Below are 22,695 nucleotides of genomic sequence, written 5' to 3'. Positions count from 1 at the left end.
GGATGGAGCGCCGTCTTGCAGCAATCCTGATCGCTGATGTCGTCGGTTACAGTCGATTGAGCCAGATCGACGAAGAGGGCACCCGTGCGCGTTTTCAGGCGGACCAGAACGATGTCTTCGAGCCGGCGATTGCGCGTCACCATGGCCGGCTGGTGAAAACCATGGGCGATGGTCTGCTGGTCGAATTTCAGAGTGTCGTCGATGCCTTGCGCTGCGCGGTGGAGGTTCAGCAACTGAAAGCGACGCAGAGTGCCGCGGCGCTGCCGGAGCATCGGCTCGAGTTCCGGATCGGCATCAATCTCGGTGATATCATCGTCGAGGGCGAAGACATCCAGGGCGACGGTGTCAATATCGCCGATCGAATTCAGGCGCAGGCGGAACCGGGCGGTATCGCCATATCGGGCACGACATACGACCAGGTGAAATCGAAAATCCCGGTCGGTTTCGCTTCGCTCGGCGAACAGCGGTTGAAGAGCATCACCGAACCGATCCGGGTCTATCGCATCCTGCTTGACCCGACTGCTGCCGGCAAAACCCTCAAAACCCGCAGGCGGCTGCCGAGACGCCGTCTTGTTGCTGGCATCGCAGCGGCCGTTGTCCTTGCTCTTGCGGGCGCAGGACTCTGGTGGCAGCCGTGGATGCCGGCAGAACCGCCGGGGCCTGCCGAACGTTTCGCCTATCCGTTGCCGGACAGGCCCTCTGTCGCGGTTCTGCCATTCATCAATGTCAGCGGCGACACCGAGCACGACCATCTCGCAGAGGGTTTGACGGACGATCTGATCACCGAATTGTCCAAAGTATCAGGCCTCTTCGTCATCGCCCGCCACTCGGTCTTCGCCATCCAGGGCTCCGTCGGCAAGATCCAGGATGTGGCCACCGAACTCGGCGTCCAATATGTGCTCGAAGGGACCCTGCAGCGTGCCGGGCCGCGGCTGCGGATCAATGTCAAGCTGATCGACGCAGTCACCGGCCTGTCGCTGTGGGCCGAGCGCTACGACCGCCAGTATGCCGACCTCTTTGCCGTTCAGGACGATGTGATCGGCAAGATCATCTCGGCCCTGTCGGTGAAGCTCAGCGCGCGCGAGCGCGATCAACTGGCCCGGATCCCGACCGAAAATCTCGAAGCCTACGATTATTACATGAGGGCCGAGCAGGAGGGCTTCATCTTGAGGGATGTCGATACCTATCGCCGGACGCTGTCCTTCTACCAGAAAGCGATCGATCTCGATCCGGGCTTTGCCAATGCCCATGCGGGAATCGCGCGCGTGGCCGTCGATGTCTGGCGCAACGACTATAATTACCTCTGGTCGGCTGCCGTCGCCCGCAAGATCGCCTATGATGCCGCCGGACAGGCGCTCAAGCTGGATCCCAACAATGCCAGGGCGCACACGGTGCTTGCCCTGCTGCAATGGGTGGATGGACGCGAGATGGAGGCCAAAAATTCCGCCAACATGGCGGTTGCGATGGAGCCGAACGATGCGGAGGCCGCCGCCAACCTCGCTCTCATCCTGGTTCACACCGGAAGCAGCGGGCAGGCGATCACGGAGATGGAAAAGGCTTTGCGGCTCGACCCTTCGCCGGCGTCGAGCTTTCAACTGCTGGCGGGGATCGTGTTTTATACCGCGGGCGATGATCAGCGCGCGATCTCGCTGATAGAGCCGACTCTCGACAGCCTGCCGAAGGTCGAGCCGGCACGCGAATATCTGGCGGCGGCCTATGCCGACCAGGGCAATGAAACCAAGGCTGCAGTGGAGACGGCAAAGCTGCTGGAGCTCTTCCCCGAAAGCAATCTCACCTATTACGGTTATCTCTATGATTACTGGCGGGACGGCGATCTGCGGCGCCATCTAGCCGCATTGCGAAAGGCCGGCATTCCCGAATGGCCCTTCGGTTTTACAGGCAGTCAAGCCGACAGGCTCGGCGAGGCAGATCTGCGCAATCTTGTCGATGGCAAGAGCTGGACCGGCAAGCACAAGAACGGCACGGATTTCACCCAGTATTTCGACAAGGCTGGAAACACTGCCTATCGCAGTGCCAATACCAACATCACCGGTATCGTCGAGGTGCGGGGCGACAGTCTCTGCGAAAAATTCGACGGCTATTTCCTCGACCGGATGGTGTGCGGATATGTTTACCGCAACACGTCAGGTGAACAGCGCGACAGGCCATACGTCCATGTCACGCCGCGCGCCTTGACGTTCTTTTCACCCACACCCTGACGGGTCGGGCGTTGCGGCTTCATTTCGTATCCGGTTGCTGCCAGACGGTGTGCATCTTCTCCGAAATCAGCGTCTGCTGAACTTCGGACCAATGCTTCTTCGAGTCGGTCACCTTGGTCGGATTTTTCTCCATGCCTTCGGCCGCGCCGGGGTCATAGCTCAGGTACAGTTTGCCATCGATGATCCGCCAGGCTTTCGGATCGATATTGGTGGTCACTGTCCCGAAAGACACGCCGTCGGCGCAATAGCCGCCATATTGCGGCGCATATTTGGACGGATCGCCCTTGAAGAGGTCGCGATTTCTCGCGCTGGCGAAATACCAGGTCGCGCCAAGCCAGTGGTGGGAATAGGTCTCGGATCCTTCGACGGCTTGGTTTTCAGTGAAATAGGCGACCGGGTCATAACCCTTGATCGCGACATCGCCGAAATAGCCGGTATTGACGAGTTCCTCGGCCCCCGCAGGCTGAAGCAAGGAAAGGACCATAACCGCAGCGCCAACAGCCACGCCCATTCGCTTTCCGGATTTTTGCGCATGATAAGACATAACAAGCTCCATTCCTGGACGCGGTCTGTTACCTCAAGCGAAATGCTATTGCCGTTTGGTGCATTCTTTGTAGAGCGGTTCGCCCACAAGCTCGGCTTTCTGGCAAACAGCACCGGCTTCCATGAGTAATTTGGCCGTATCCCAATGCGCCCGCCACCCGGCTTGAGTGAGAGGCGTGTACCCGTTTCTTTCCGTCGCGTCGACATCCGCGCTCTTCGTCAGCAGAAAAGCCACCACGTCGGTGCGGCCCTCTTCGGCGGCGCCGTGCAGCGGCGACATCTGATAGAAATTCTTCCTGTCGTTGACATCAGCTCCCTCGGCGACAAGCCGTTTCACCACCTCCAGATTTCCTCCATAGGCTGCTGCATGCAGTGCCGTCAGCCCACCCTTGTTGCGAACTTCGATGTCGGCGCCGCGATCCAGCAAAAGAACGACGACATCGGCATGGCCCGCCAATGACGCGATAATCAGCGCCGGCTCGCCCGCCTCATCGAGCTCCGACAGATCGGAGCCCTGGTCCAGCAACTGTGTGACGCGGGCGATATCGCCGTCCTTGGCGGCCTGATGCAAAGGACCTGCCCATGCCGGCAGGACGCCAATGACAAGCGTAGCAACAGTCGCGATAAAAATATTCACGGGCACGATCTCGGTTTGATCAGGGTTCGTATGCGCCGTTTTGTGGCGTTGTAGCACGTGTGCAATTCGTAAACAAGATTACGCTAATGGACGCGCTCCCGGTCAACCCCACTTGCGCGCTACGGCTGCGACCGGCGGTATTCAGGGAATACGGTCACACTTGTTACTCCCACTGTTCGATTTCCGATGCGAAACTATCTCAGACCAATGCGCGATGAACCGGGCTTCCAAGCCTGGGAAATCGCCCCAATGAGGAGATTGAAAGCCATGACTGCTTCAGCCGAGAATGGGAAAAGCGGACAAGCCATGCACATACCGCCGGTCGTGTCGCCGCAGACCTGGGAGGCGGCCCGCGCGCAGTTGCTCGTCAAGGAAAAGGCTGAGACCCGCGCCCGCGACGCACTCGCCGCCGAGCGCCGACGCATGCCGTGGATGGCGGTGGAGAAGGCCTATGCGTTTGAGGGGCCTCAGGGCAAAGTCAGTCTGCTCGACCTGTTCGATAACAGACATCAGCTCATCCTCTACCGCGCGTTTTACGAGCCTGGCGTGTTCGGCTGGCCCGACCATGCCTGCCGCGGCTGCTCGATGGTGGCCGATCAGGTCGCCCATGTCGCCCATCTCAACGCCCGCGACACGACGCTGGTCTTTGCCTCGCGTGCGCCGCAGGCCGACATTGCACGGCTGAAGGCGCGGATGGGCTGGACGATGCCGTGGGTCACGATCACCGACAGCTTCGACAAGGACTTCGGCGTCGACGAGTGGCACGGCACCAACGTATTCTACCGCGACGGCGAGCGCATCTTCCGCACCTATTTCATCAACAACCGCGGCGACGAGCAGATGGGCGGCACCTGGAACTACCTCGACATCACGCCGCTCGGCCGCCAGGAAGTCTGGGAGGAATCGCCCGCGGGCTATCCGCAGACCCCGACCTACAAGTGGTGGAACTGGCACGACAGCTATGTGCCGGACGCCGAGCCCGACAAGAAGTGGGTCGAGGTGTCAGATGCGGGGGAGGCGGCGTTTCGGGCCGAGAGTGCAAACGAGAAACCGTAGGGTCGGTTCGGCCGTATCCTCCGTCCTCGCGGCAGGAGGATACGGCGGTCCGCATGAAAGTCTGGCGAACCGCAGATTTCTTTCAAGGCAGCGCCGGTCGTCGACGATCGAGCCAACGATTGACGACTGTGCGACAGGGGCAACGTCCCCGAACGCGCTTGCGCCATACCGCCTCCTCCCTGCACCTTCTGCGCGCAAAATTTCACCGACATATCTCCTTACTGTCACGGAACCGTGCTAGATTTCGCCCGATTTCCAGGGGAGGCGGGCATGGATACGGATTTTCGTGTGACCGGCGGGAATGCGGCTGCGCTTTTTGCGCTGACCATCCATCGCGGCGACGGCATGGTGCTGATCGGCATGGACTGGAAGAATGGCCGGCCGCCTGCCGATTTCGTTGGTTTCGCCATCCAGTATCGTGAGCCGGATACTGATTTCTTCAAGACGGTGCATAACCGCATCGGCTTTCCCGGCCAGCTGGTTCCCGAAGATGGCATCCGCACCACGGAAGCGCCGATCCAGAAGTTCCGATGGGTGCATTTTCCCTTCAATGCCGATCTGCCCGGCAAGTTCACCTACCGCGTCACGCCAAAGTTCATGGATGCCGCGGGCGCGCTGACATCGGGCGAGGCGCAGGAGGCGGAGCTGGCGCTGATGCGCGAGACCATTCCCGGCAAGCTCAACGTCGCCTTCACCCGTGGCTTCGTCTCGTCGCAGGCCTTCGTGCGCAATTTTGCCGCCGGCGCGCCGACGATCATCACGTTGGTGCCGCCTGTCGGCGATGAGGGGCTGGACTTCGTGCCGACTCATGCCGATGCCGAGCGGGCGCTTACCTGGATGGGCTTCGAGGCGCGGGCGGAAACCCTCGCGCTGCTTGACAAAGCGCGCGACGCCGGCGCCGAGGTGCGCGTCATCGCCTATGATCTCAACCTGCCCGAGGTGGTCACCCGGCTGGAGGCGCTGGGGCCGAAGCTCAAGATCATCATCGACGACAGCGACCGCACCAAGGGCCATGGCCGCCCGAATTCGCCGGAGACGAGGGCGGCGGAGCGGCTGATCGCCTCGGCGGGTGCTGCCAACGTCAAGCGCCAGCACATGGCCAACCTGCAGCATCAGAAGTCGATCGCGGTCCGAGGCGGCGGCATTTCGACAGTGCTCTACGGTTCGACCAATCTCAGCTGGCGCGGGCTCTATGTGCAGTCGAACAACAGCCTTGCCGTCCACAGCGAAAAGGCGATCGACGATTATTTCACCGCCTTCGAGAGCTATTTCACCGCCAAGCGCGCCGACGATTTCCGCGACTCGCCAAGTTCCGCCGGCTGGATCGATCTCGGCCTTGACGGCGTCGACGCCAAGGTCGCTTTCTCTCCGCACAGCGACGCCAATGGCCGGCTGGACGAGATCGGCGCCGATATCGATACTGCGCGGTCCAGCGTGTTCTTCTCGCTCGCCTTTCTCGGCCAGATGACCAAGGGAGCGATCGGCCCGGCATTGGGGCGCGCCCTGGAGCGTCCCGATATGCATGTGATGGGCATTGCCGATGCCGAGGTGCGGGCGGGCAATCTGGGTCTCACCGTGCTCACTCCCCACAACCGTCGGCGGGTGGTGCGGTCGGCGGCGTTGACGGGCAACGTGCCGCCGCCCTTCGTGACCGAGCCCTCGGGTCTGTCAGGCGTCGACGGCAAACAGCGCGGCACGAGGATGCACCACAAGTTCGTCGTGCTCGACTTCGACAAGCCGACGGCGCGGGTCTATCTCGGCTCCTACAATTTCTCCGAACCCGCCGATGACGAGAACGGAGAGAACCTCGTCCTCGTCCGCGACCGCACGGTGGCGACCAGCTACATGATCGAGGCGCTCAGGATGTACGACCACTACATCTTCCGCGTCGCCTCCGAAGCGAGCGAGGGCGCTGCCCGCCCGCTGGAACTCAAACGCCCGCCTCAGCCCGGCGGCACGCCCTGGTTCGAACGCGACTGGACCGACCCCATCCGCGCCCGCGACCGGCAGTTGTTTGCGCGGGCGGAGTAAGGTTGCTGGTCACGACGGCTCTTGAACCTCAACCATTCCACGCGGGCGATATCGTAAGGCGCAACAGGCGTTCGACGGACGGCTGAGGTGAGGCGGTCTTTCGCTTGGGGACGATTGCCTTGTCCGGCGATGGGTATGCATAGTGGTGCGCGGAGGGACCGACGACCAGATTGCCTGAGATTTCCGACCTGACGAGCGGCGAATATGTCTATACGAATGCCGGTCACGGCTATGACTGCGCCTGCATGGACGTGGGCACGGATGACGAAGGGGCGATCACCCGGATTCATTCCGTGCGGCAATTGCCGCATTCCCGATGGCGGAGCGACCGCGCCATCGGCTGGTTCCTCCACAAGGATCAGTAGCGGGACCGGTAACGCGGCGCCGCCCGCGGCTCGCCAACTTATTCTTCTCAAAGTGGAAACTTTCCGGGGACGGTTGCGTTGTAACCGCTACCGGCAGTGCGCCTGACAGGCCGTCTATGGGGAGGCTTATTCATGAAGGTCATGATCGTTGAAGACGAGAATTTTATTGCTCTGGAGCTCGAGCGCATCGCGCAGGAGGCCGGACACCAGACCATCGGGCCGGTTTCGACGGTGGAGCAGGCTCTCGCCCACGCTCAAAGAAGCGATGTCGCGCTCGTCGATCTCAGTCTCTCCGATGGGCTGAGCGGCGCCCAGCTCGCGCGCCGGCTGATCGACCGCCATCGGGTTGACGTCATCTTCGTGACCGGCAGTCCCGAGAATGTCGGTCACGGTATCGAAGGCGCGCTTGATGTGATCTCCAAGCCCTTCACCGATGAGAGGATCGCCAGCGCGCTCTCGCGGGCGGAGGAGCGACGTAAAAACTTCGACCGCAGCAGGACTGCGCCGTGAACAGCAGCAAGCTGCGTTGTGATAAGAAGGAGATCGACGTCGTCAGGCCGCTACTGCCTGCCCGGGGAGATAGTCCGGATGAAACACGCGCTCATTGCCGTTCTTTTCGCTCTCTCGGCCTGCGCCAGCGCAGGGGATCCGCAGCCGCTTCCGGGCAGCCTCACCTATGGCGGAAAGGTTCTCCGTTCGCCCTATCGTCCGGGAACGGTGGTCAAGAATACCTTTCTTGGCGATTTCGGCTACCGTGTATTCGAGACCTATGTCGTCCAGCCGGATAGAACGCTCAAGCTGACGTCGCAGAGCACCGGGCCGGATTTCCTCTGGCAGTGAGGGTTCCGCAATCCAGAGGGGGCAAGGAGCGCGCGCTTCGGTTGTTTGAGGCTGCTCGTCGACTTCTGCGTTTTTCATTTCAGCGCAATCGAATGTTGCGCTGCGGCAAAAATCTCGTTTATACAGCAGGCATTCACCACGGACCCGGTGAGACCCCGGGTGGCTCTTCTGGCCGCCGATCCGCCAGACAACGCAAAACCTGCATGCCATCACGCGACCGCTCGACAGATTAGGGCTGGCCATGCTTTGCGAGAATCCATCCTATGCTGCTTTCCTCCATCCGCCGTGATTGGTCCGCCAATCCCATGCGCGAAATGCTCGCCGGAGCGGTGGCGACCTTCGCCCTGATCCCCGAGGTGATCGCTTTCTCGTTCGTGGCCGGCGTCGATCCCGAGGTCGGTCTGTTCGCCTCTTTCGTGATCGGCATCGTCATCGCCTTTGCCGGCGGACGCCCGGCGATGATTTCGGCAGCCGCCGGATCGGTGGCGCTGGTCGCGGCACCGCTGGTGCATGCTCACGGCTTGCCCTATCTTTTTGCGGCCGGGCTGCTGGCGGGGTTAATCCAGATCGTCTTCGGCCTGCTGCGGCTAGGCGTGCTGATGCGCTTCGTGTCGAAATCGGTCCGCACCGGCTTCGTCAATGCGCTGGCCATTCTGATCTTTGCCGCGCAGATGCCGCATATTGTCGGCGCCGGCTGGATGGAATATGCCGTGCTGGTTGCCGGGCTCGTCATCATTTACCTGACGCCGCGGATCACCACGGCGATCCCGTCGCCGCTGATCTGCATCCTGATCCTGACCGTCGCTTCGCTGGCGCTCGGGCTTCCCGTCCTCACCGTTGCCGACCTCGGCAAGCTGCCGGATTCGCTGCCTGTTTTCGGCTGGCCGGCGGTGCCGCTGACGCTGGAAACGCTTCGGATCATCGCCGGACCCGCATTTGCCATCGCCATGGTCGGGCTGCTGGAATCGATGATGACGGCGAGTGTCGTCGACGATCTCACGGATACGCCGAGTTCGAAGAACCGCGAATGCACCGGTCTCGGTCTCGCCAACGCGGCCGCGAGCCTGTTTGGCGGCATTGCCGGCTGCGGCATGATCGGCCAGACAGTCAGCAACGTGAAATATGGCGGGCGCGGCCGGCTTTCCACGCTGTTTGCCGGCGCGTTCCTGCTGATCCTGATGGTGCTCCTGAAGCCGTGGGTGTCCGAGGTTCCCGTCGCCGCGCTGGTGGCGATCATGGTCATGGTATCGATCGACACGTTCGACTGGTCGTCGCTTAGATCCGTTGTGGTTCATCCCCGGATGTCGAGCGCCGTGATGGTGGCGACCGTCATCGTTACCGTCTTCACCGCCAACCTGGCGCTCGGGGTGACGGTCGGCGTGCTGCTCAGCGGCGTGTTCTTCACCTTCAAGGTTGCCAGCCTGCTGCGGGTGGACGTCGCGCCCGACACAACGACCGGGCGACTGACCTACCGCGTGTCTGGCCAGGTGTTCTTTGCCTCCGCCGACGTCTTCGTCGAAGCCTTCGACGTTCAGGACGCGATCGGTGGGTCCGTGCTGATCGACGTGTCCGAAGCGCATTTCTGGGACATCACCGCCGTTGCCGCACTCGACAAGGTCGTCCAACGGTTCGGGGCGCACGGCATTGCGGTGGAGGTCGTCGGCCTCAACCAGGCGAGCGCGACCTTGATCGGGAGCCTCGACAGCAAGGTGGTGCTGAAAGAGGTGTGACGGCGCGAGCGAGGGCGGATTTCCTCGAGCATGATGTCGACAATTGTGAGCGGTTTTCGGGCGACATCATGTTCTGACTATATGATGTAGAACAGGATTCAAATTTTTGGGCCGACCCGGCCTAAAATCTTCCTGTTCTAGCGCGAGACGATTGCGAAATCATCGCCCCCGCCGGTTCCTGTGGCGTTCAGCCGTCTGACGGCCAGTTCAATGAATGCCTTGACCAAAGGCGGCAGGTGTCGGCTGCTGGGATAGACGACATGCAAGCCGCCGGCCGGGGTCGTATAGCCGTCGAGAACGCGGCGCAGCCGCCCGTCCTTGATGCAGGCTTCGGCGAATCGGTGCGGCAATTGGGCGATGCCATGGCCGGCGATCGCGGCGGCCATCACCGCCTGCATCTCGTTGGCGGCGAAGCGGCCCGAAACCGCGACCGTTTCCTGACCGTGCGGACCTTCCAACAACCATTGCGCATGGGCAGCCTGGCCGGCGATGACGCAGTCGTGTCGGACCAGATCTTCAGGTGCAGCGGGCGGGCCGCGGCGGGCGAGATAATCCGGGCTTGCGCAGAGAAGGCGGTGCAACGAGCCGAGTTTGCGGGCGACCAAGGTAGAATCTTCGAGGATGCCGGTGCGGAAGGCGAGGTCTATACCGCTTTCGACGAGGTTCAGCCTGTCGTCGGTCAGGCGCAGTTCGACCCTCGCCTTCGGGTAGGTCGAAAGAAATTCGAAGATCGCATCCTGGAGGAAGTGGCCGCCGAAGCCGACTGGTGCCGATATGCGGATCGTGCCGGCAGGCTCCGCACGCGCTTCCGCAAGCCGCTGGTTGGCTCCCTCGATCGTGCGCAGCGCCTGGCTGCTTTCTTCGTAGTAGAGACGCCCCGAAGCCGTCAGGTTGAGGCTGCGGGTCGTGCGCTGCAGCAGCCGCACGCCGAGTTCGCGTTCCAGCGCGGCGATGCGGCGGCTGACCGTCGTCTTCGGCATGCCGAGCAAGCGCGCGGCGGCGGTGAAGCTGCCCGCTTCGACGACGCGGGCGAAGATCATGATATCGTTGAGATCGAGCATTGTATCCTTGAATGGCACGATGTTTTCCAATTATATGCCATTATGGTTCAATGCGACAGGCCCTAACTTTGCTGCATCAGTCACAACAAGGAGCAGGCAGATGAGCAACACACGAAGCGTACTGGTCGCAGGCGCCACCGGCCAGCAAGGCGGCGCGGTTGTACGCGCGTTGATGACGCGGGGACACCGCGTCAAGGCGATCACCCGCCGGCCCGAGAGCGACGGCGCGAAGCGGCTGACCGCGGCAGGAGTCCAGGTCGTCGCCGGCGATCTTGACGACGCGGCATCCGTGGCGGCAGCAGCAGAGGGCGTCGACGCGATGTTCCTGATGGGCAACAGCTACGAAGCCGGAACGGAGGCGGAAACCCGTCAGGGTATTGCCGCCGCCGATGCGGCAAAGGCCGCCGGCATCGGCCACCTGATCTATTCCTCCGTCGCCGATGCCCACAAGACGACCGGCATTCCGCATTTCGACAGCAAGTATCTCGTCGAGAAGCACATTGCAGGCCTCGGCATCCCTTACACGATCAGCGCACCCGTCGCCTTCATGGAGAACACCGTGGCGCCCTGGGCGATCGACGGGCTGCGCCAGGGCGTCTATGCCGCAGCGCTGCCGCCCGCCCGCGTGCTGCAGCAGATCACCATCGACGACATCGGCGCTTTCGTCGCGGCACTGGCCGAGCGGCGCGAACAGGTGTTCGGCAAGCGTTTCGATATAGCCGGTGACGAATTGTCGGGCGAGCAGCAGGCGAAGATCCTCACCGAGGCGCTCGGCCGCCCCATCCGCTTCCAGGAATTGCCGATCGCGGCGATACGACAGCAGAGCGAGGATACGGCGCTGATGTTCGAATGGTTCGATCGTACCGGCTACGACGCCGATATCGCCGCCTTGCGCCGCGACTTCCCCGACGTCGGCTGGCACAGCTATGCCGACTGGGCGAAAGGCTTTGATTGGAGTGTTCTCGATAAGGCGGCTGGGTGAGTTCGCTGTGACACCGGTGATCTGACCGGTGTCACCGACAGGCTTGATGGCCTTAGCCACATTCTCCGGCCGCTGCCAACGATACCTCACGCCTGAGCGGTGGGCCTAACAACGATGTCGCTGATATCGACATCGGCGGGTTGCTCGATGGCGAAGGCGACGGCGCGGGCGATGGCATCGGGTGAAATCGCGATCTCGTCCATGCGCTTTGCCATCTCGGCCTTGATCTCTGGGCTGGTCATGGAGCCGGCGAAATCGGTTCTTATAAACCCCGGCGAGATGTTGGTGACGCGCAGATGCGGGCCGGCCTCCAGCCGCAGGCCCTCGGCGATGGTGCGCATGGCGTTTTTCGTGCCGGCATAGACGGCCATGGTCGGCTTGATGATGAGGCCGGCGGTCGAGAGCGTGTTGACGAAGTGGCCGGAACCCTGCCGGCGGAACACCGGCAAGGCTGCGGCGATGCCATAGAGCGGGCCCTTGATGTTGACGTCGATCATCTCCTCCCAATCCTCGACCCGCAGTTCATCAAGAAGGGAGATCGGCCCGATGCCGGCATTGTTGATCATGACGTCGATCCTGCCATAGCTGTTGCAGGCAAGCGCCACGAGAGCTGTGAGGTCCTCGCGCTTTTTCACGTCCATGGCGAGGCAGATGGCCTCGCCGCCTTTTTCGGCGATGCGTCGTGCCAGGGCCTGCAGTCGGTCGGCGCGGCGGGCTCCAAGCACGAGCTTTGCGCCGCGCTCGGCCAGCAGCAGCGCCGTGGCTTCGCCGATGCCGCTGCTGGCGCCCGTGATTGCAATAACCTTGTCCTTGATATCAGACATCTTCGTTCTCCTTTGTGCCTTTGAGGATTGCAGGTGCTGCCTGGAGAATCTATGCTAGTTGCTCCATGATTTCGTCTAGATCGTCCAGAACCCATGATCGATCCCTTGTCCGATGTCTTTTCGCTGCTCGACATAGAGAGTGCGCGCTGCACACGTTTCGAGGTCGGCGGGCAATGGGCGTTTCGTTTTCCGGCCAAGCCCGCGCTCAAATTCGTTGCTGTCCTCCGCGGCGCGTGTTCGATCGTTCTGCCGGGTGAGCCGCCATTTTCGCTTGTCGCGGGCGACACCTTCCTGCTTGCCAATGCGCCCGCCTATGTGATCGCCAACGATCTCGATAGGGAGCCGGAGGACGGGATCGCCTTCTTCGACTGGGAGCATTCCGACATCGCCCGGCACGGCAGTGACGAGACCGCGCTGATCGGCGGCACCTTCGTCATCGGAGGCGGCAACGCCCGGCTGCTGCTCGACGCGCTGCCGCCGTTCATTCATATCCCGGCCAGCGACCGCGCCGCCGCGCTGCTCAGCACTACGCTCGCAACTCTCGACGATGAACTCGGGGCGGGCCAGATGGGCTCAACGCTGATGACGCGGCGTATGGGCGACATCCTGCTCGTGCAGGCGCTGCGGGCCTATGTCGGCCGGAAGGGGGCCGCCGAAACCGGATGGATCGGCGCGCTGACAAATCCGCAGATCGGCGCTGCGATCAGCCTGATCCACAACAGCCCCGGCCACCGCTGGACGGTCGAGGCGCTGGCGACCCGGATCGGCATGTCGCGCTCCGCCTTTGCACAGCGCTTCAAGGAACTGGTCGGCGTAGCGCCGCTCGACTACGTCACGCGCTGGCGCATGCATCGCGCCCGCGAAGCCCTGCGCCGAGAGGATGTCTCGGTCGCCGGCCTTGCCGCGGCACTCGGATATTCCTCCGAAAGCGCCTTCGGAAACGCGTTCAAGCGTGTCTTCGGGCGCGCACCGAAGCGCTACTGGTCGGACGCGAAGATCGGGTGAGAACGGCTGTTCCGCTTGCTAGGGTTGCTGGGGAATCCTATTGTCCGGCGGCGGACCATCGTCCTTGAAGGGGGAGACTTCAATGCCGTCGAGTTTCAATGTCGAAAGTGCGGATGGTTATGAGCGGCTGATGGGGCGCTGGAGCAGGAGGCTGGCGCCGATGCTGGTCGATTTCGCCGGTCTCGCGGATGGCGATCGCGTGCTCGATGTCGGCTGCGGCACCGGCAGCCTGGCGTTCACTTTGGCGGAAACGCCCGGCCTGGAGGAGATCGTCGCTATCGACTATTCGCCCGTCTTCGTCGAAGCGGCCAGGCGGCGCAATACCGACCCGCGCATATCCATCCAGCAGGCCGATGCCTGCGCGCTGCCGTTCGAGGACGGCCGCTTCGACAGGGCGATGTCGCTGCTTGTACTGCATTTCGTGCCGGAGGCGGGAAAGGCGGTATCCGAGATGCGCCGTGTGGTGCGCCCGGGCGGCGTGGTTTCCGCCGCCGTCTGGGACCATTATGGCGGCATGTCCGGCATGCGGATGATGTGGGATACGGTGGCGATGCTCGACGAGAACGCGCTGGCGATGCGCCGCAGATATTGTTTCCAGCCGATGATGCGGCGGGGGGAAATGAAGGAGAGCTTCATCGCGCAGGGCCTAGCCGATGTCGAGGAGACCTCGCTGTTGATCCGGATGGAATATCTTTCCTTCGAGGATTACTGGGATCCGATCGCCTCCGGCGAGGGACCGCTCGGCAAATATGTTGCCGGTCTGGACCCGGCGAAGCGAAAGGCCGTCGATGCCGCCGTCAGGGCCGCTTATGAGGCTGGGGAGCCGAATGGGCCGCGGTCGTTCGCGTCGGTGGCGTGGGCGTGCCGGGGCAGGGTGCCGGGCGGTGGATAGCGGTGTGTGATGCCGGCGACGGTTGATAGACAGAGAGTTTGCGCCACGTCCAAGAGAGCCTCATCCTGAGGCGCCCCGAAGGGGCCTCGAAGGGCGGCGCGGGCGCGCCGGCGTCAAATGGACACACGGAGCAGCGTTGCGGCGTGTCCTTCGAGGCGCCCTACGGGCTCCGCGTCTCAGAATGAGGGATGTTGGAGGATGCCGCGCCCAAGGGCAGGGCGCAGCACGGTCGTATGCCTGCGACAAGGAGCCGCGTGGGACGTCACCCGATCACGGCAATCGTGATGGAACACGGGCAGCATTGCTGACGTTATTGCCCGCTGTCGCCGACTGCAAACGCAGCCGCAACAGCATCACCCGCCCGTTTCGGGCACCCCTTCCGACGGCATCCGGAATTGCCCGCCTCGCCGCCGCTTTCGGACGGAGGAATATCAGATGTCCGCTTTGGAAAGCCTGCGCCGGCTGACGCCGCAGCAGCGCAACACCGTCATCGCCAGCTATCTCGGCTGGACGCTCGATGCCTTCGATTTCTTCATTCTCGTCTTCGTTCTCAAATATATCGCCGAGGAATTCCACACCGACGTTCCTGCCGTCTCGGTTGCGATCTTCCTGACGCTAGCCATGCGGGCGCTCGGCGCGCTGATCTTCGGGCTGGCGGCCGACCGTTACGGGCGGCGCATCACGCTGATGGCCGACGTGCTGCTTTATTCGCTGTTCGAATTCCTGACCGGCTTCTCCACGGGGCTCACGATGTTTCTCGTGCTCCGAGCGCTCTACGGCATCGCCATGGGTGGTGAATGGGGCGTCGGCGCCTCGCTGGTCATGGAGACGGTGCCGGAGGAAAGCCGCGGCATCGTTTCCGGCATCCTGCAGGCCGGCTATCCCTCGGGCTATCTCATCGCCTCGATCGTGTTCTTCCTGCTCTTCCCGGTCATCGGCTGGCGTGGCATGTTTTTTGTCGGCGCGGTGCCGGCGCTGCTGGTGCTGTATATCCGCCGCAATGTCGAGGAGAGCCCGGCCTTCCTGAAACGGCAAGCCGAGGGGCGCCGGCCGTTCCTGACGGTCCTGCGCGAAAACATTCCGCTGTTTATCTGGGCGGTGTTCCTGATGACGGCGTTCAACTTCTTCAGCCACGGCACGCAGGATATCTACCCGACCTTCCTCGAAACCCAGCGCAACTATTCGAGCTATACGGTTGGGGCTGTCGCCATCGTCTACAATATCGGGGCGATCTGTGGCGGGCTGTTCTTTGGGGCGCTGTCGCAGCGGATCGGCCGGAAGAAGGCCATCGTCATCGCAGCACTGATCGCGGTACCCGTCGCGCCGCTCTGGGCCTATGCGCCGGGGCCGGTGCTGCTTGCCATCGGCGCCTTCCTGATGCAGTTCTTCGTCCAGGGCGCCTGGGGCATCGTGCCGGTGCATCTGAACGAGCTGTCGCCGGACGAGGTGCGCGGCACCTTCCCCGGTTTTGCCTACCAGCTCGGCAATCTGCTGGCGTCAGGCAATGCGACGCTGCAGGCCGGGTTGGCCGCCCGCTGGGACGGCGACTATGCCTATGCGCTCCTGATCGTCGCGGCCGTGGTGGCGCTCATCGTCGCGGCCCTTGCCGGCTTCGGCTACGAGAAGAAGGATATCCGCTTCGGCACGGAGGAGGCCGAGGAACCGCGTGGCGCGATGCGAATCTAGCGCTGCCTGCGGTTACGAAGGCCGGCGGCAGTTGTCGCCGGCCTTTCTTTGTGCCCTGTGGCCCGATCCCGGATGCCTTTCAGGCACTCACCACCTTGCAGGCGCAGATGCGATCGTAAAATGTCTGTCCCTTCCAGACGATGAACGGCCATACCCACCAAGCCACGACCGCTATAGTCCAGATAAAGTACGATTTGGCGGTGCCATGGTCCTCAGGCGTGTATCCGCTGCGGAACATTCCAAGCAACGCGTCGAAGTCTTCCGTGGGATAGACCGGGAGCAGCGAGATTGCGAAAACGGCAGCGCTGAAAAGGAGATTCGGGCTGAATTTCAGGATCTCGCGTTTAAACGCGGTGCCGAAGTCGGGATTTTTTCCATCGACGGATTGGACTCTCAGGAAGAAAACCGCCTTTCCGAATGTGCGGCGGCTATTGGCAGAAAAACAGGCGAAAGCCAAGGCTATCAGCGCGGTGTTGGCTATGCCTGACATCAAGCTGGAATATGCAGGTATGGTTTTGGTCAGCGGATTGTTGTTTGCGTGGTTAGCACCTGCGCCGGTGTCACGTAGTCCCATGGCTCGATGGCAACATTTATTTGCAAATATCTCTGTTTTCGCCAATCGATTTGACTTACCTCGCAAATCTCACTGGTGCGAATTTCAGTGGCTCTCAACGGCCATCCCGCGTCAATTCGCTGTGCAAGTTGATCGGGCACCGCCTCGCTGCATTGCATGGACGTCCGGCCGTGCAAAAGGAAGTCCAGGGGAGAAATCGTTGAAAAGTAGTAGACGGCTATGAGGATGGCAGCCTGAAAGATGATGATGTCGACGGTATAAGCAGCGAAGCGTCGCCAGAAGTGGCGGGAAGGCAGACTGACGTTTTGCGGCATCTGCGGTGTAGTGTCCATGTCGCCCCCAATGTCCACGCTAGCTGATCCAACACGTTGATTCGTTTCAACATGAAGTAGCAAAAATGCATGATCTTATCACAGAGGCATCATGCTCTTGCGAGTCCAGTTCTGGTGCGATTTCTAGGCCTGGAAGGCGAGCCGCCACGCGACCTGCCGGCCATCCGCATCGCCTCGATGGCGTGACGATATGCCGACCGTCCTCGAGCGTTGTGGGGCTTGTCGCCGAACGCCACCATGCTAGGTAAGGGCTGCCGGCATCGATCTCCTGCTGCCGGATGAATCCTTCCCTCCGCAGCCCCGAGTTTTTCTATGTCATTTTCTCCCGCCGCCCTCTGGCCCGTCGTCATGCTGTTTGCCTCCAACATCTTCATGACCTTTGCCTGGTACGGACATCTCAAGCACAAGAGCAGCGCGATCTTCCTTGCCATCATCGTCAGCTGGGGCATTGCCTTCTTTGAATATTGCCTGGCGGTGCCGGCCAACCGTATCGGTTCGGCGGTCTATACGACGGCGCAGTTGAAGACGATGCAGGAGGTGATCACGCTGATCGTCTTTGCCGGCTTCTCGATCTTCTGGCTCGGCGAGAACCTGACCTGGAACCATGCGATCGGCTTCGCCCTGATCGCAATCGGAGCATCCTTCATCTTCCGTGCATAAACTTTAGCCTTTTCAATAGATTACAAATCGTCCATGTCTAGGTATCGCCACATTTCCTACAGATTGGCGTCGCAATCGGCTGGCAGCTTGTCACCTCAAGCATTTCCGGGCCACGGAAATGCTCTGACTTTTGTTTGACGCAATTCCGGACGCAAAACCGCGACGCACTTTTGTTGGAATTGCTTTAGCGGTGATCACGAGGTGAACGGCCATGAGCCTGTCTTTCCCGACCATGGCGGCGATCCGGTTTGGCTATGGTTTCCGGCCGGGCGAGGCGCCGCCGAGCAGCAAGGACGATCTCATCGGCCAGCTGCGCATGGGGGCGGCGGCAACGCCGGACTTTCCCCTTGGCGGCCCCGACATGCGCCACCAGGCAATTCTCAGCCTGCAGGAGCAGTTGAAGCAGATCCGGCAGGACGCCAAGACGGTGACGGACGATACGACGCAGCGCGAGATGCGCAAGGGCGTGCAGCAGCAAGTGCAGCAGCAGTTCCAGCACGATGCGAACCTGCGGCTGATGCAGGCGGTGCTGTCGCCGTACGGCTTCTACGAGCGGCTTTCCACCTTCTGGACCGATCACTTCTCCACCAGCGCCAATAAGAGCCTGCCGATGCGCCTCATCGTGCCGCTCTACGAGGCCGAGGCGATCCGGCCGTTCATATCAGGCACGTTCGGCGATCTCTTGCGCAATGCCACCGCCCATCCGGCCATGCTGATCTATCTCGACCAGGCGGATTCGCTCGGGCCGGATTCGGCCGGCGGCATCAAGCGCAACAAGGGGCTCAATGAAAATCTCGGCCGCGAACTGCTGGAACTGCACACGCTCGGCGCCGGCAGCGGCTATAGTCAAGCGGACGTCACGGCGGCAGCCATGGTGCTGACGGGGCTCACCATCGACCGCAAGGAGATGGACATCGCGTTCCGGCCGAATATTTCGGAGCCCGGGACACATGAGGTGCTCGGCGTCAGTTATGGCGGGCGCAGGCGCTCGCGCGACGATTATCTCGACATGCTCGACGATCTCGCCCTCCATCCGAAGACGGCGGCGCATATCAGCCGCAAGCTGGCGGTGCATTTCATCGCCGACCAGCCCGATGAGGGGATGGTGTCCGACATGGCCGAAGCCTGGAAGAAAACGGATGGCGACCTGACCGCCGTCTACACCGCCATGCTCGACCATCCCGCCGCCTGGCGCGACGAGGGCGCCAAGGCGCGCCAGCCTTTCGACTATGTCGTCACCGGCCTGAGGGCGTTGAATGCGGGACCGGTCAACGGCGTTGTCGGCAGTTTCCTGGCGGCCAACCAGCAGGGCACGGACGAGGGCGACATGGCGGCGAATACGCCTGGCATGGCTGGATCGCCGGTGACGACCGATCCCGCCGGCGAGGCAAGGGAGAAGCGCCTCAAAGCCTTCCAGACGGCGCGGGCGCTGGGGCAGGGGGCACTCAGGCGCATGGGCCAGCCGACCTGGCTGCCGCCGAGTCCGGCCGGTTTCGAGGAAGGCTTCTCCGCCTGGATCACCGGCAGCCAGCTCGCCGAGCGGCTGGCCTGGGCAAGGCGGGCCGCAGCCCAGTTCGGCCGGGATGAGGATCCGCGCGAATTCCTGAAGTCGACGCTTGCCGATGCCGCCCGAGACGAGACGATCCGCGTGGTGTCGCAGGCGCCGAACAAGATCAGCGGGTTGACGCTGGTGCTGGCATCGCCCGAATTCAATCGCCGCTGAGCAGACTTTCGTTGGCAAGCCAACGCTTCGTCTGCTTAGCTCCTTTGTTTTGTCGCAGGTCTGGCTGGAAAACCGTCGGACACTTTTCCGGAACCTGCTTAGGAGGCCCGCCAATGACGCTGCCCATGAACCGGATTTCGCTGTCCCGCCGCGGCTTTCTGACCTCTGCCTGCTGTCTTGCCGCTGCCCCCGCCTTCACGCCGGTCACTTTCGCGGCGATGCCGGGTGACAAGCGTTTCGTCACCATCGTGCTGCGCGGCGCGATGGACGGGCTGGATCTGGTGCAGCCCTATGGCGATGCCGGCTTTGCGGCGCTTAGGCCGACACTGGCGCTGACGCCCGATACCGGACTTCTCGATCTAGATGGCCATTTCGGCCTCAATCCGGCTGCCGCAGAGCTGATGCCGCTGTGGAAGAGCCGCGAGCTTGCCTTCGTGCACGCGGTGTCGACGCCCTACCGCGACCAGCGCAGCCATTTCGACGGGCAGGACATGCTGGAATCCGGCGGCGAGCATGTCGCCGAGGAAAAGACCGGCTGGCTGAACCGGGCGCTCGCCGTCATTCCGCGCTCGGATGCGCGCAAGGCGATCGACATCAACACTTCGACGGAGCTGATCCTCTCCGGACCCAACAATGTCGATGTCTGGGCGTCGGATTCCAATCTGGCGCCGGCGCGTGACGAGATGCAGTTCCTGGCGCGGCTCTATGCCAGCGATCCGCCGTTCGCCGAGGCGCTTGCCGAGGCGACGCGGGCCAATAGCGCCTCGATGATCATCGAGCCGGAGGGCCAGCGCGGCGCAAAGATCGCCGATGTGGCGGCGCTCGCGGCCAACATGCTGAAGGGCGATTACCGCATCGCCAGCTTCTCGATATCAGGCTGGGACACGCATATCGGCCAGGCCGGCCAGTTCAAGCGGCCGGTGCAGGACCTTTCGCAGGCGATCAATACGTTGAAGACCACGCTCGGGCCTGAGATCTGGGCAGAGACGGTGGTGCTTGCCATGACCGAGTTCGGCCGCACTGTGCGTCAGAACGGCTCAGCCGGCACCGACCACGGCACCGGCGGCTGCGCGCTGCTATCAGGCGGCACCATCAACGGCGGCCGCATCCTCGGCCGTTGGCCGGGCATCGGCGACGGCCAACTGCTCGACGACCGCGACCTGATGCCGACCGCCGACGTGCGCGAGCTCGCCGCGGCAATGCTCTACCGGCAGTTCGATGTAAGCGCCGATGATTTGACCGGGAAGATCTTTCCGGGGCTGGGGTTCGACAAAGGGTCGCAGTTTCTGCGTGGGTGAGGCACGGTCCCGCAAAGCGGGAGCGATCGATCCAGTGAATCGATCGCAGGGCCGAACGCCCTGAGCCCAAGCGAAGGGCCGGGCGGCATCGGCGACAGGCGCTATCGGCCGGTCATCTTGAGCGCTGCCTCGGGAAGCCGCTCGCCGTGAACCTCGATGCCGGAGAGGGCGGCATCGATTTCGGCGAGGTCCTCGGGCAGCAGGTCGACGTCTATCGCCCCGAGATTTTCTTCCAGCCGGTGCTGCTTCGTTGTACCCGGGATCGGGACGATCCATGGCTTTTGGGCCAGCAGCCAGGAGAGGGCGATTTGCGCGGGCGTTGCGCCCTTGCGGTCGCCGATACGCCTGATCAGGTCGACGAGTGCAAAATTGGCCTTGCGCGCCTCGAGCGAAAAACGCGGCACGCTGTTGCGGAAATCGCTTGGATCGAACTTGGTGTTCTCGTCGATCTTGCCGGTCAGGAAGCCTGCGCCGAGTGGGCTGAAGGGCACGAAGCCGATGCCGAGTTCCTCAAGGGTGGGCAGCAGTTCCGCCTCGGGGCCGCGCCAGAAGAGCGAATATTCACTCTGGACGGCGGTGACTTTTTGAACGGCATGGGCGCGGCGGATCGTCTGGACGCCGGCTTCGGAAAGACCGAAATGCTTGACCTTGCCCGCTGCGATCAGGTCCTTGACGGCACCGGCCACGTCTTCGATCGGCACGTCGGGATCGACGCGGTGCTGGTAGAACAGGTCGATGTGGTCCGTCTTCAGACGGCGCAGGCAGGCATCGGCAACCGCCTTGACATGTTCGGGGCGGCTGTTGGTGCCGCCGCGGCGTTCACCTGTTTGCTGATCGATATCAAAGCCGAATTTGGTGGCGATGACCACCTGGTCGCGGATCGGTGCGAGCGCTTTGCCGACAAGCTCTTCATTGACGAAAGGGCCATAGGCTTCGGCCGTGTCGAACAAGGTGACGCCCCGCTGATGGGCGGTGCGCATCAATTTGATCATCTCGCCCTCGTCGGCGGGCGGGCCGTAAGCGGCGCTCATGCTCATGCAGCCGAGACCAAGTGCCGAGACTTCGAGGCCGCCGATATTGCGTCTTTTCATGGTCGTATCCGTTCCTGGTTTTGCATGGGCTCGGGCAGTCCGTTCCGCGGTGCGGGAGCAGCCGGGCTTGCCGTCGGGTTGACGCGAACTTAGTCCTCGTGTCAGCTTTCGATTAGATGCTGTAATGCGCATGGACCTATAAGACGGACTAATGAATGCCCCTGGACAACAATTTCAACGAACTCGTGGCCTTTCTGACCGTCGCCCGGGAACGGAGTTTTACCCGGGCGGCCGCGAAGCTCGGCGTGTCGCAGTCGGCGTTGAGCCAGACGGTACGCGGTCTCGAAGAGAAGCTCGGGCTGCGCCTTTTGACTCGCACGACCAGAAGCGTGTCGCCGACACAGGCAGGAGAACGTCTGTTGGAGCGGGTCGGACCCAGATTCGAGGAGATCCAGTTCGAGATCGCCGCCTTGAGCGAAATGCGTGAGCGGCCGGCTGGCACGATTCGCATCACGGCAGGCGAGCATCCTGCGATTTCCGTCCTCGCCCCGGCATTGGCGCGGTTTCTTCCTGATCATCCGGATATCAATGTCGAGGTGATCGTCGACTACGGCCTGACCGACATCGTCGCCGAGCGCTACGACGCCGGCATCAGGCTCGGCGAGCATTTGGCAAAGGACATGATCGCGGTCCGGATCGGTCCTGAAATATGCATGGCAGTTGTTGGAGCGCCCTCCTATTTCGAGCACCATCCGCGCCCGGATATCCCGCAGGATCTGACGGCTCACAACTGCATCAATATGCGGCTGCCGACACACGGAACGATATATCCCTGGGAATTCGAGAAGGATGGACGTGAACTGCGCGTCCGTGTCGAGGGCCAGACGGTGTTCAACAACATCGCCATGCGGATCGGCGCCGTGCTGGACGGACTGGGGCTGGCCTACATGCCTGAGGACCAGGTTCAGTCCTACATTGAAGACGGGCGGCTGATCCGGATTCTGGAGGACTGGTGCCAGCCCTTTCCAGGATACCATCTCTACTATCCGAACAGGCGGCATGCATCTCCCGCCTTCACCCTGTTCGTCGATGCGCTCCGCTATAGAGGAAAGTAATGCCGATTTTATTCCATCACGGCTTATCAACAGCTTGTGATTAATTAGTCTACCTAATAGACCCTAGCTGTCCGAGGCGTCTAATCCTTTC

Annotated in this window: 22 protein-coding genes and 1 other annotated feature; of the genes, 15 read left to right on the top strand and 7 right to left on the bottom strand. The window is 62.3% G+C overall.

Translation table 11 applies throughout. The features are described 5' to 3' along the window. Nucleotides 1–2: 2 nt before the first annotated feature. Complete coding sequence (locus tag AC244Q_RS12265) at nt 3–2,219, top strand: adenylate/guanylate cyclase domain-containing protein (RefSeq protein WP_128407153.1); 2,217 nt, start codon at nt 3–5, stop codon at nt 2,217–2,219. Between the two features lie 19 nt (nt 2,220–2,238). On the opposite strand, the gene AC244Q_RS12260 is transcribed toward AC244Q_RS12265, so the two are convergent. After that, nucleotides 2,239–2,730, bottom strand: a complete 492-nt coding sequence (locus tag AC244Q_RS12260) for a YHS domain-containing (seleno)protein (protein WP_128407152.1) — start codon at nt 2,728–2,730, stop codon at nt 2,239–2,241. Nucleotides 2,731–2,808: 78 nt separating this feature from the next. Beyond that, a complete protein-coding gene (locus tag AC244Q_RS12255) occupies nt 2,809–3,456 on the bottom strand; it encodes an ankyrin repeat domain-containing protein (RefSeq protein ID WP_128407151.1) in 648 nt (215 codons plus the stop codon). 210 nt (nt 3,457–3,666) lie between these two features. Here AC244Q_RS12255 and AC244Q_RS12250 point away from each other — a divergent pair, with 210 nt between their 5' ends. The 6 genes from AC244Q_RS12250 to AC244Q_RS12225 all read left to right on the top strand — a co-directional run bounded on the left by AC244Q_RS12250 (nt 3,667) and on the right by AC244Q_RS12225 (nt 9,421). Then, nucleotides 3,667–4,455, top strand: coding sequence for a DUF899 domain-containing protein (locus AC244Q_RS12250; protein WP_128407150.1), 789 nt, complete (start codon nt 3,667–3,669; stop codon nt 4,453–4,455). Nucleotides 4,456–4,725: 270 nt separating this feature from the next. Beyond that, a complete protein-coding gene (locus AC244Q_RS12245; protein WP_128407149.1) occupies nt 4,726–6,486 on the top strand; it encodes a phospholipase D-like domain-containing protein in 1,761 nt (586 codons plus the stop codon). A 170-nt stretch (nt 6,487–6,656) separates the two neighbouring features. After that, complete coding sequence (locus tag AC244Q_RS12240) at nt 6,657–6,851, top strand: DUF4087 domain-containing protein (RefSeq protein ID WP_128407148.1); 195 nt, start codon at nt 6,657–6,659, stop codon at nt 6,849–6,851. Nucleotides 6,852–6,983: 132 nt separating this feature from the next. Next, nucleotides 6,984–7,361: a response regulator gene (locus tag AC244Q_RS12235; protein ID WP_105006513.1), complete on the top strand. Its 378-nt coding sequence runs from the start codon at nt 6,984–6,986 to the stop codon at nt 7,359–7,361. Between the two features lie 78 nt (nt 7,362–7,439). Then, entirely contained in the window at nt 7,440–7,691 is a 252-nt protein-coding gene (locus tag AC244Q_RS12230; protein WP_128407147.1) for a hypothetical protein, read from the top strand. Between the two features lie 137 nt (nt 7,692–7,828). After that, nucleotides 7,829–7,884: a sequence feature (sul1 is cis-regulatory element that is thought to sense ions involved in sulfur or methionine metabolism; They are found in Alphaproteobacteria), on the top strand. Between the two features lie 70 nt (nt 7,885–7,954). Next, nucleotides 7,955–9,421 (top strand): SulP family inorganic anion transporter, encoded by a 1,467-nt coding sequence (locus AC244Q_RS12225; protein WP_128407146.1) that lies wholly within the window; start codon nt 7,955–7,957, stop codon nt 9,419–9,421. 137 nt (nt 9,422–9,558) lie between these two features. Here the strand turns inward: AC244Q_RS12225 and AC244Q_RS12220 are convergent, their stop codons facing one another. Then, nucleotides 9,559–10,482 (bottom strand): LysR family transcriptional regulator, encoded by a 924-nt coding sequence (locus AC244Q_RS12220; protein ID WP_105006510.1) that lies wholly within the window; start codon nt 10,480–10,482, stop codon nt 9,559–9,561. Between the two features lie 100 nt (nt 10,483–10,582). Between AC244Q_RS12220 and AC244Q_RS12215 the strand changes: the two genes are divergently transcribed. Further along, the gene (locus AC244Q_RS12215) at nt 10,583–11,464 is read left to right on the top strand and encodes an NmrA/HSCARG family protein (protein WP_128407145.1); all 882 of its coding nucleotides are present in this window, start codon (nt 10,583–10,585) and stop codon (nt 11,462–11,464) included. Nucleotides 11,465–11,550: 86 nt separating this feature from the next. Here the strand turns inward: AC244Q_RS12215 and AC244Q_RS12210 are convergent, their stop codons facing one another. Continuing rightward, nucleotides 11,551–12,288 (bottom strand): SDR family oxidoreductase, encoded by a 738-nt coding sequence (locus AC244Q_RS12210; protein ID WP_128407144.1) that lies wholly within the window; start codon nt 12,286–12,288, stop codon nt 11,551–11,553. A gap of 93 nt (nt 12,289–12,381) precedes the next feature. On the opposite strand from AC244Q_RS12210, the gene AC244Q_RS12205 reads away from it, so the two are divergent. From AC244Q_RS12205 to AC244Q_RS12195, 3 genes are all read left to right on the top strand, one after another. Beyond that, nucleotides 12,382–13,293, top strand: coding sequence for an AraC family transcriptional regulator (locus AC244Q_RS12205; RefSeq protein WP_128407143.1), 912 nt, complete (start codon nt 12,382–12,384; stop codon nt 13,291–13,293). 82 nt (nt 13,294–13,375) lie between these two features. Next, nucleotides 13,376–14,185, top strand: a complete 810-nt coding sequence (locus AC244Q_RS12200) for a class I SAM-dependent methyltransferase (protein WP_012757936.1) — start codon at nt 13,376–13,378, stop codon at nt 14,183–14,185. 435 nt (nt 14,186–14,620) lie between these two features. Further along, nucleotides 14,621–15,871 (top strand): MFS transporter, encoded by a 1,251-nt coding sequence (locus AC244Q_RS12195; protein WP_113545889.1) that lies wholly within the window; start codon nt 14,621–14,623, stop codon nt 15,869–15,871. A gap of 79 nt (nt 15,872–15,950) precedes the next feature. Here the strand turns inward: AC244Q_RS12195 and AC244Q_RS12190 are convergent, their stop codons facing one another. Together AC244Q_RS12190 and AC244Q_RS12185 are read right to left on the bottom strand one after the other, a co-directional pair. After that, nucleotides 15,951–16,445, bottom strand: a complete 495-nt coding sequence (locus AC244Q_RS12190; RefSeq protein ID WP_348630300.1) for an RDD family protein — start codon at nt 16,443–16,445, stop codon at nt 15,951–15,953. Continuing rightward, nucleotides 16,391–16,777, bottom strand: coding sequence for an RDD family protein (locus tag AC244Q_RS12185; protein WP_348630299.1), 387 nt, complete (start codon nt 16,775–16,777; stop codon nt 16,391–16,393). Before AC244Q_RS12185 ends, AC244Q_RS12190 begins: the two co-directional genes overlap by 55 nt. Before the next feature lie 312 nt (nt 16,778–17,089). On the opposite strand from AC244Q_RS12185, the gene AC244Q_RS12180 reads away from it, so the two are divergent. The 3 genes from AC244Q_RS12180 (at nt 17,090) to AC244Q_RS12170 (ending at nt 20,458) form a co-directional block, all read left to right on the top strand. Then, nucleotides 17,090–17,437 carry a DMT family protein gene (locus tag AC244Q_RS12180; protein WP_027684076.1) on the top strand — a complete coding sequence of 116 codons (348 nt, stop codon included), beginning with the start codon at nt 17,090–17,092 and terminating at the stop codon, nt 17,435–17,437. Between the two features lie 211 nt (nt 17,438–17,648). Continuing rightward, nucleotides 17,649–19,160 carry a DUF1800 domain-containing protein gene (locus AC244Q_RS12175; protein WP_113545888.1) on the top strand — a complete coding sequence of 504 codons (1,512 nt, stop codon included), beginning with the start codon at nt 17,649–17,651 and terminating at the stop codon, nt 19,158–19,160. A 113-nt stretch (nt 19,161–19,273) separates the two neighbouring features. Beyond that, a complete protein-coding gene (locus AC244Q_RS12170) occupies nt 19,274–20,458 on the top strand; it encodes a DUF1501 domain-containing protein (protein WP_128407142.1) in 1,185 nt (394 codons plus the stop codon). Between the two features lie 101 nt (nt 20,459–20,559). On the opposite strand, the gene AC244Q_RS12165 is transcribed toward AC244Q_RS12170, so the two are convergent. Beyond that, complete coding sequence (locus AC244Q_RS12165; protein WP_113545886.1) at nt 20,560–21,549, bottom strand: aldo/keto reductase; 990 nt, start codon at nt 21,547–21,549, stop codon at nt 20,560–20,562. A 155-nt stretch (nt 21,550–21,704) separates the two neighbouring features. Between AC244Q_RS12165 and AC244Q_RS12160 the strand changes: the two genes are divergently transcribed. Further along, nucleotides 21,705–22,604, top strand: coding sequence for a LysR family transcriptional regulator (locus AC244Q_RS12160; protein ID WP_012757929.1), 900 nt, complete (start codon nt 21,705–21,707; stop codon nt 22,602–22,604). The last annotated feature ends 91 nt before the right edge of the window (nt 22,605–22,695 follow it).

It is taken from the genome of Rhizobium sp. CB2179 (assembly GCF_057653455.1).
This window is presented reverse-complemented; position numbering and strand designations above follow the sequence as displayed.

Excerpts from the sequence above, each read along its gene's own strand:
- AC244Q_RS12265 (WP_128407153.1), top strand. The coding sequence starts at position 3 with ATGGAGCGCCGTCTTGCAGCAATCCTGATCGCTGATGTCGTCGGTTAC.
- AC244Q_RS12260 (WP_128407152.1), bottom strand. The coding sequence starts at position 2,730 with ATGGGCGTGGCTGTTGGCGCTGCGGTTATGGTCCTTTCCTTGCTTCAG.
- AC244Q_RS12250 (WP_128407150.1), top strand. The coding sequence starts at position 3,667 with ATGACTGCTTCAGCCGAGAATGGGAAAAGCGGACAAGCCATGCACATA.
- AC244Q_RS12245 (WP_128407149.1), top strand. The coding sequence starts at position 4,726 with ATGGATACGGATTTTCGTGTGACCGGCGGGAATGCGGCTGCGCTTTTT.
- AC244Q_RS12235 (WP_105006513.1), top strand. The coding sequence starts at position 6,984 with ATGAAGGTCATGATCGTTGAAGACGAGAATTTTATTGCTCTGGAGCTC.
- AC244Q_RS12230 (WP_128407147.1), top strand. The coding sequence starts at position 7,440 with ATGAAACACGCGCTCATTGCCGTTCTTTTCGCTCTCTCGGCCTGCGCC.
- AC244Q_RS12225 (WP_128407146.1), top strand. The coding sequence starts at position 7,955 with ATGCTGCTTTCCTCCATCCGCCGTGATTGGTCCGCCAATCCCATGCGC.
- AC244Q_RS12220 (WP_105006510.1), bottom strand. The coding sequence starts at position 10,482 with ATGCTCGATCTCAACGATATCATGATCTTCGCCCGCGTCGTCGAAGCG.
- AC244Q_RS12215 (WP_128407145.1), top strand. The coding sequence starts at position 10,583 with ATGAGCAACACACGAAGCGTACTGGTCGCAGGCGCCACCGGCCAGCAA.
- AC244Q_RS12210 (WP_128407144.1), bottom strand. The coding sequence starts at position 12,288 with ATGTCTGATATCAAGGACAAGGTTATTGCAATCACGGGCGCCAGCAGC.
- AC244Q_RS12205 (WP_128407143.1), top strand. The coding sequence starts at position 12,382 with ATGATCGATCCCTTGTCCGATGTCTTTTCGCTGCTCGACATAGAGAGT.
- AC244Q_RS12200 (WP_012757936.1), top strand. The coding sequence starts at position 13,376 with ATGCCGTCGAGTTTCAATGTCGAAAGTGCGGATGGTTATGAGCGGCTG.
- AC244Q_RS12195 (WP_113545889.1), top strand. The coding sequence starts at position 14,621 with ATGTCCGCTTTGGAAAGCCTGCGCCGGCTGACGCCGCAGCAGCGCAAC.
- AC244Q_RS12190 (WP_348630300.1), bottom strand. The coding sequence starts at position 16,445 with ATGGGACTACGTGACACCGGCGCAGGTGCTAACCACGCAAACAACAAT.
- AC244Q_RS12185 (WP_348630299.1), bottom strand. The coding sequence starts at position 16,777 with ATGGACACTACACCGCAGATGCCGCAAAACGTCAGTCTGCCTTCCCGC.
- AC244Q_RS12180 (WP_027684076.1), top strand. The coding sequence starts at position 17,090 with ATGTCATTTTCTCCCGCCGCCCTCTGGCCCGTCGTCATGCTGTTTGCC.
- AC244Q_RS12175 (WP_113545888.1), top strand. The coding sequence starts at position 17,649 with ATGAGCCTGTCTTTCCCGACCATGGCGGCGATCCGGTTTGGCTATGGT.
- AC244Q_RS12170 (WP_128407142.1), top strand. The coding sequence starts at position 19,274 with ATGACGCTGCCCATGAACCGGATTTCGCTGTCCCGCCGCGGCTTTCTG.
- AC244Q_RS12165 (WP_113545886.1), bottom strand. The coding sequence starts at position 21,549 with ATGAAAAGACGCAATATCGGCGGCCTCGAAGTCTCGGCACTTGGTCTC.
- AC244Q_RS12160 (WP_012757929.1), top strand. The coding sequence starts at position 21,705 with ATGCCCCTGGACAACAATTTCAACGAACTCGTGGCCTTTCTGACCGTC.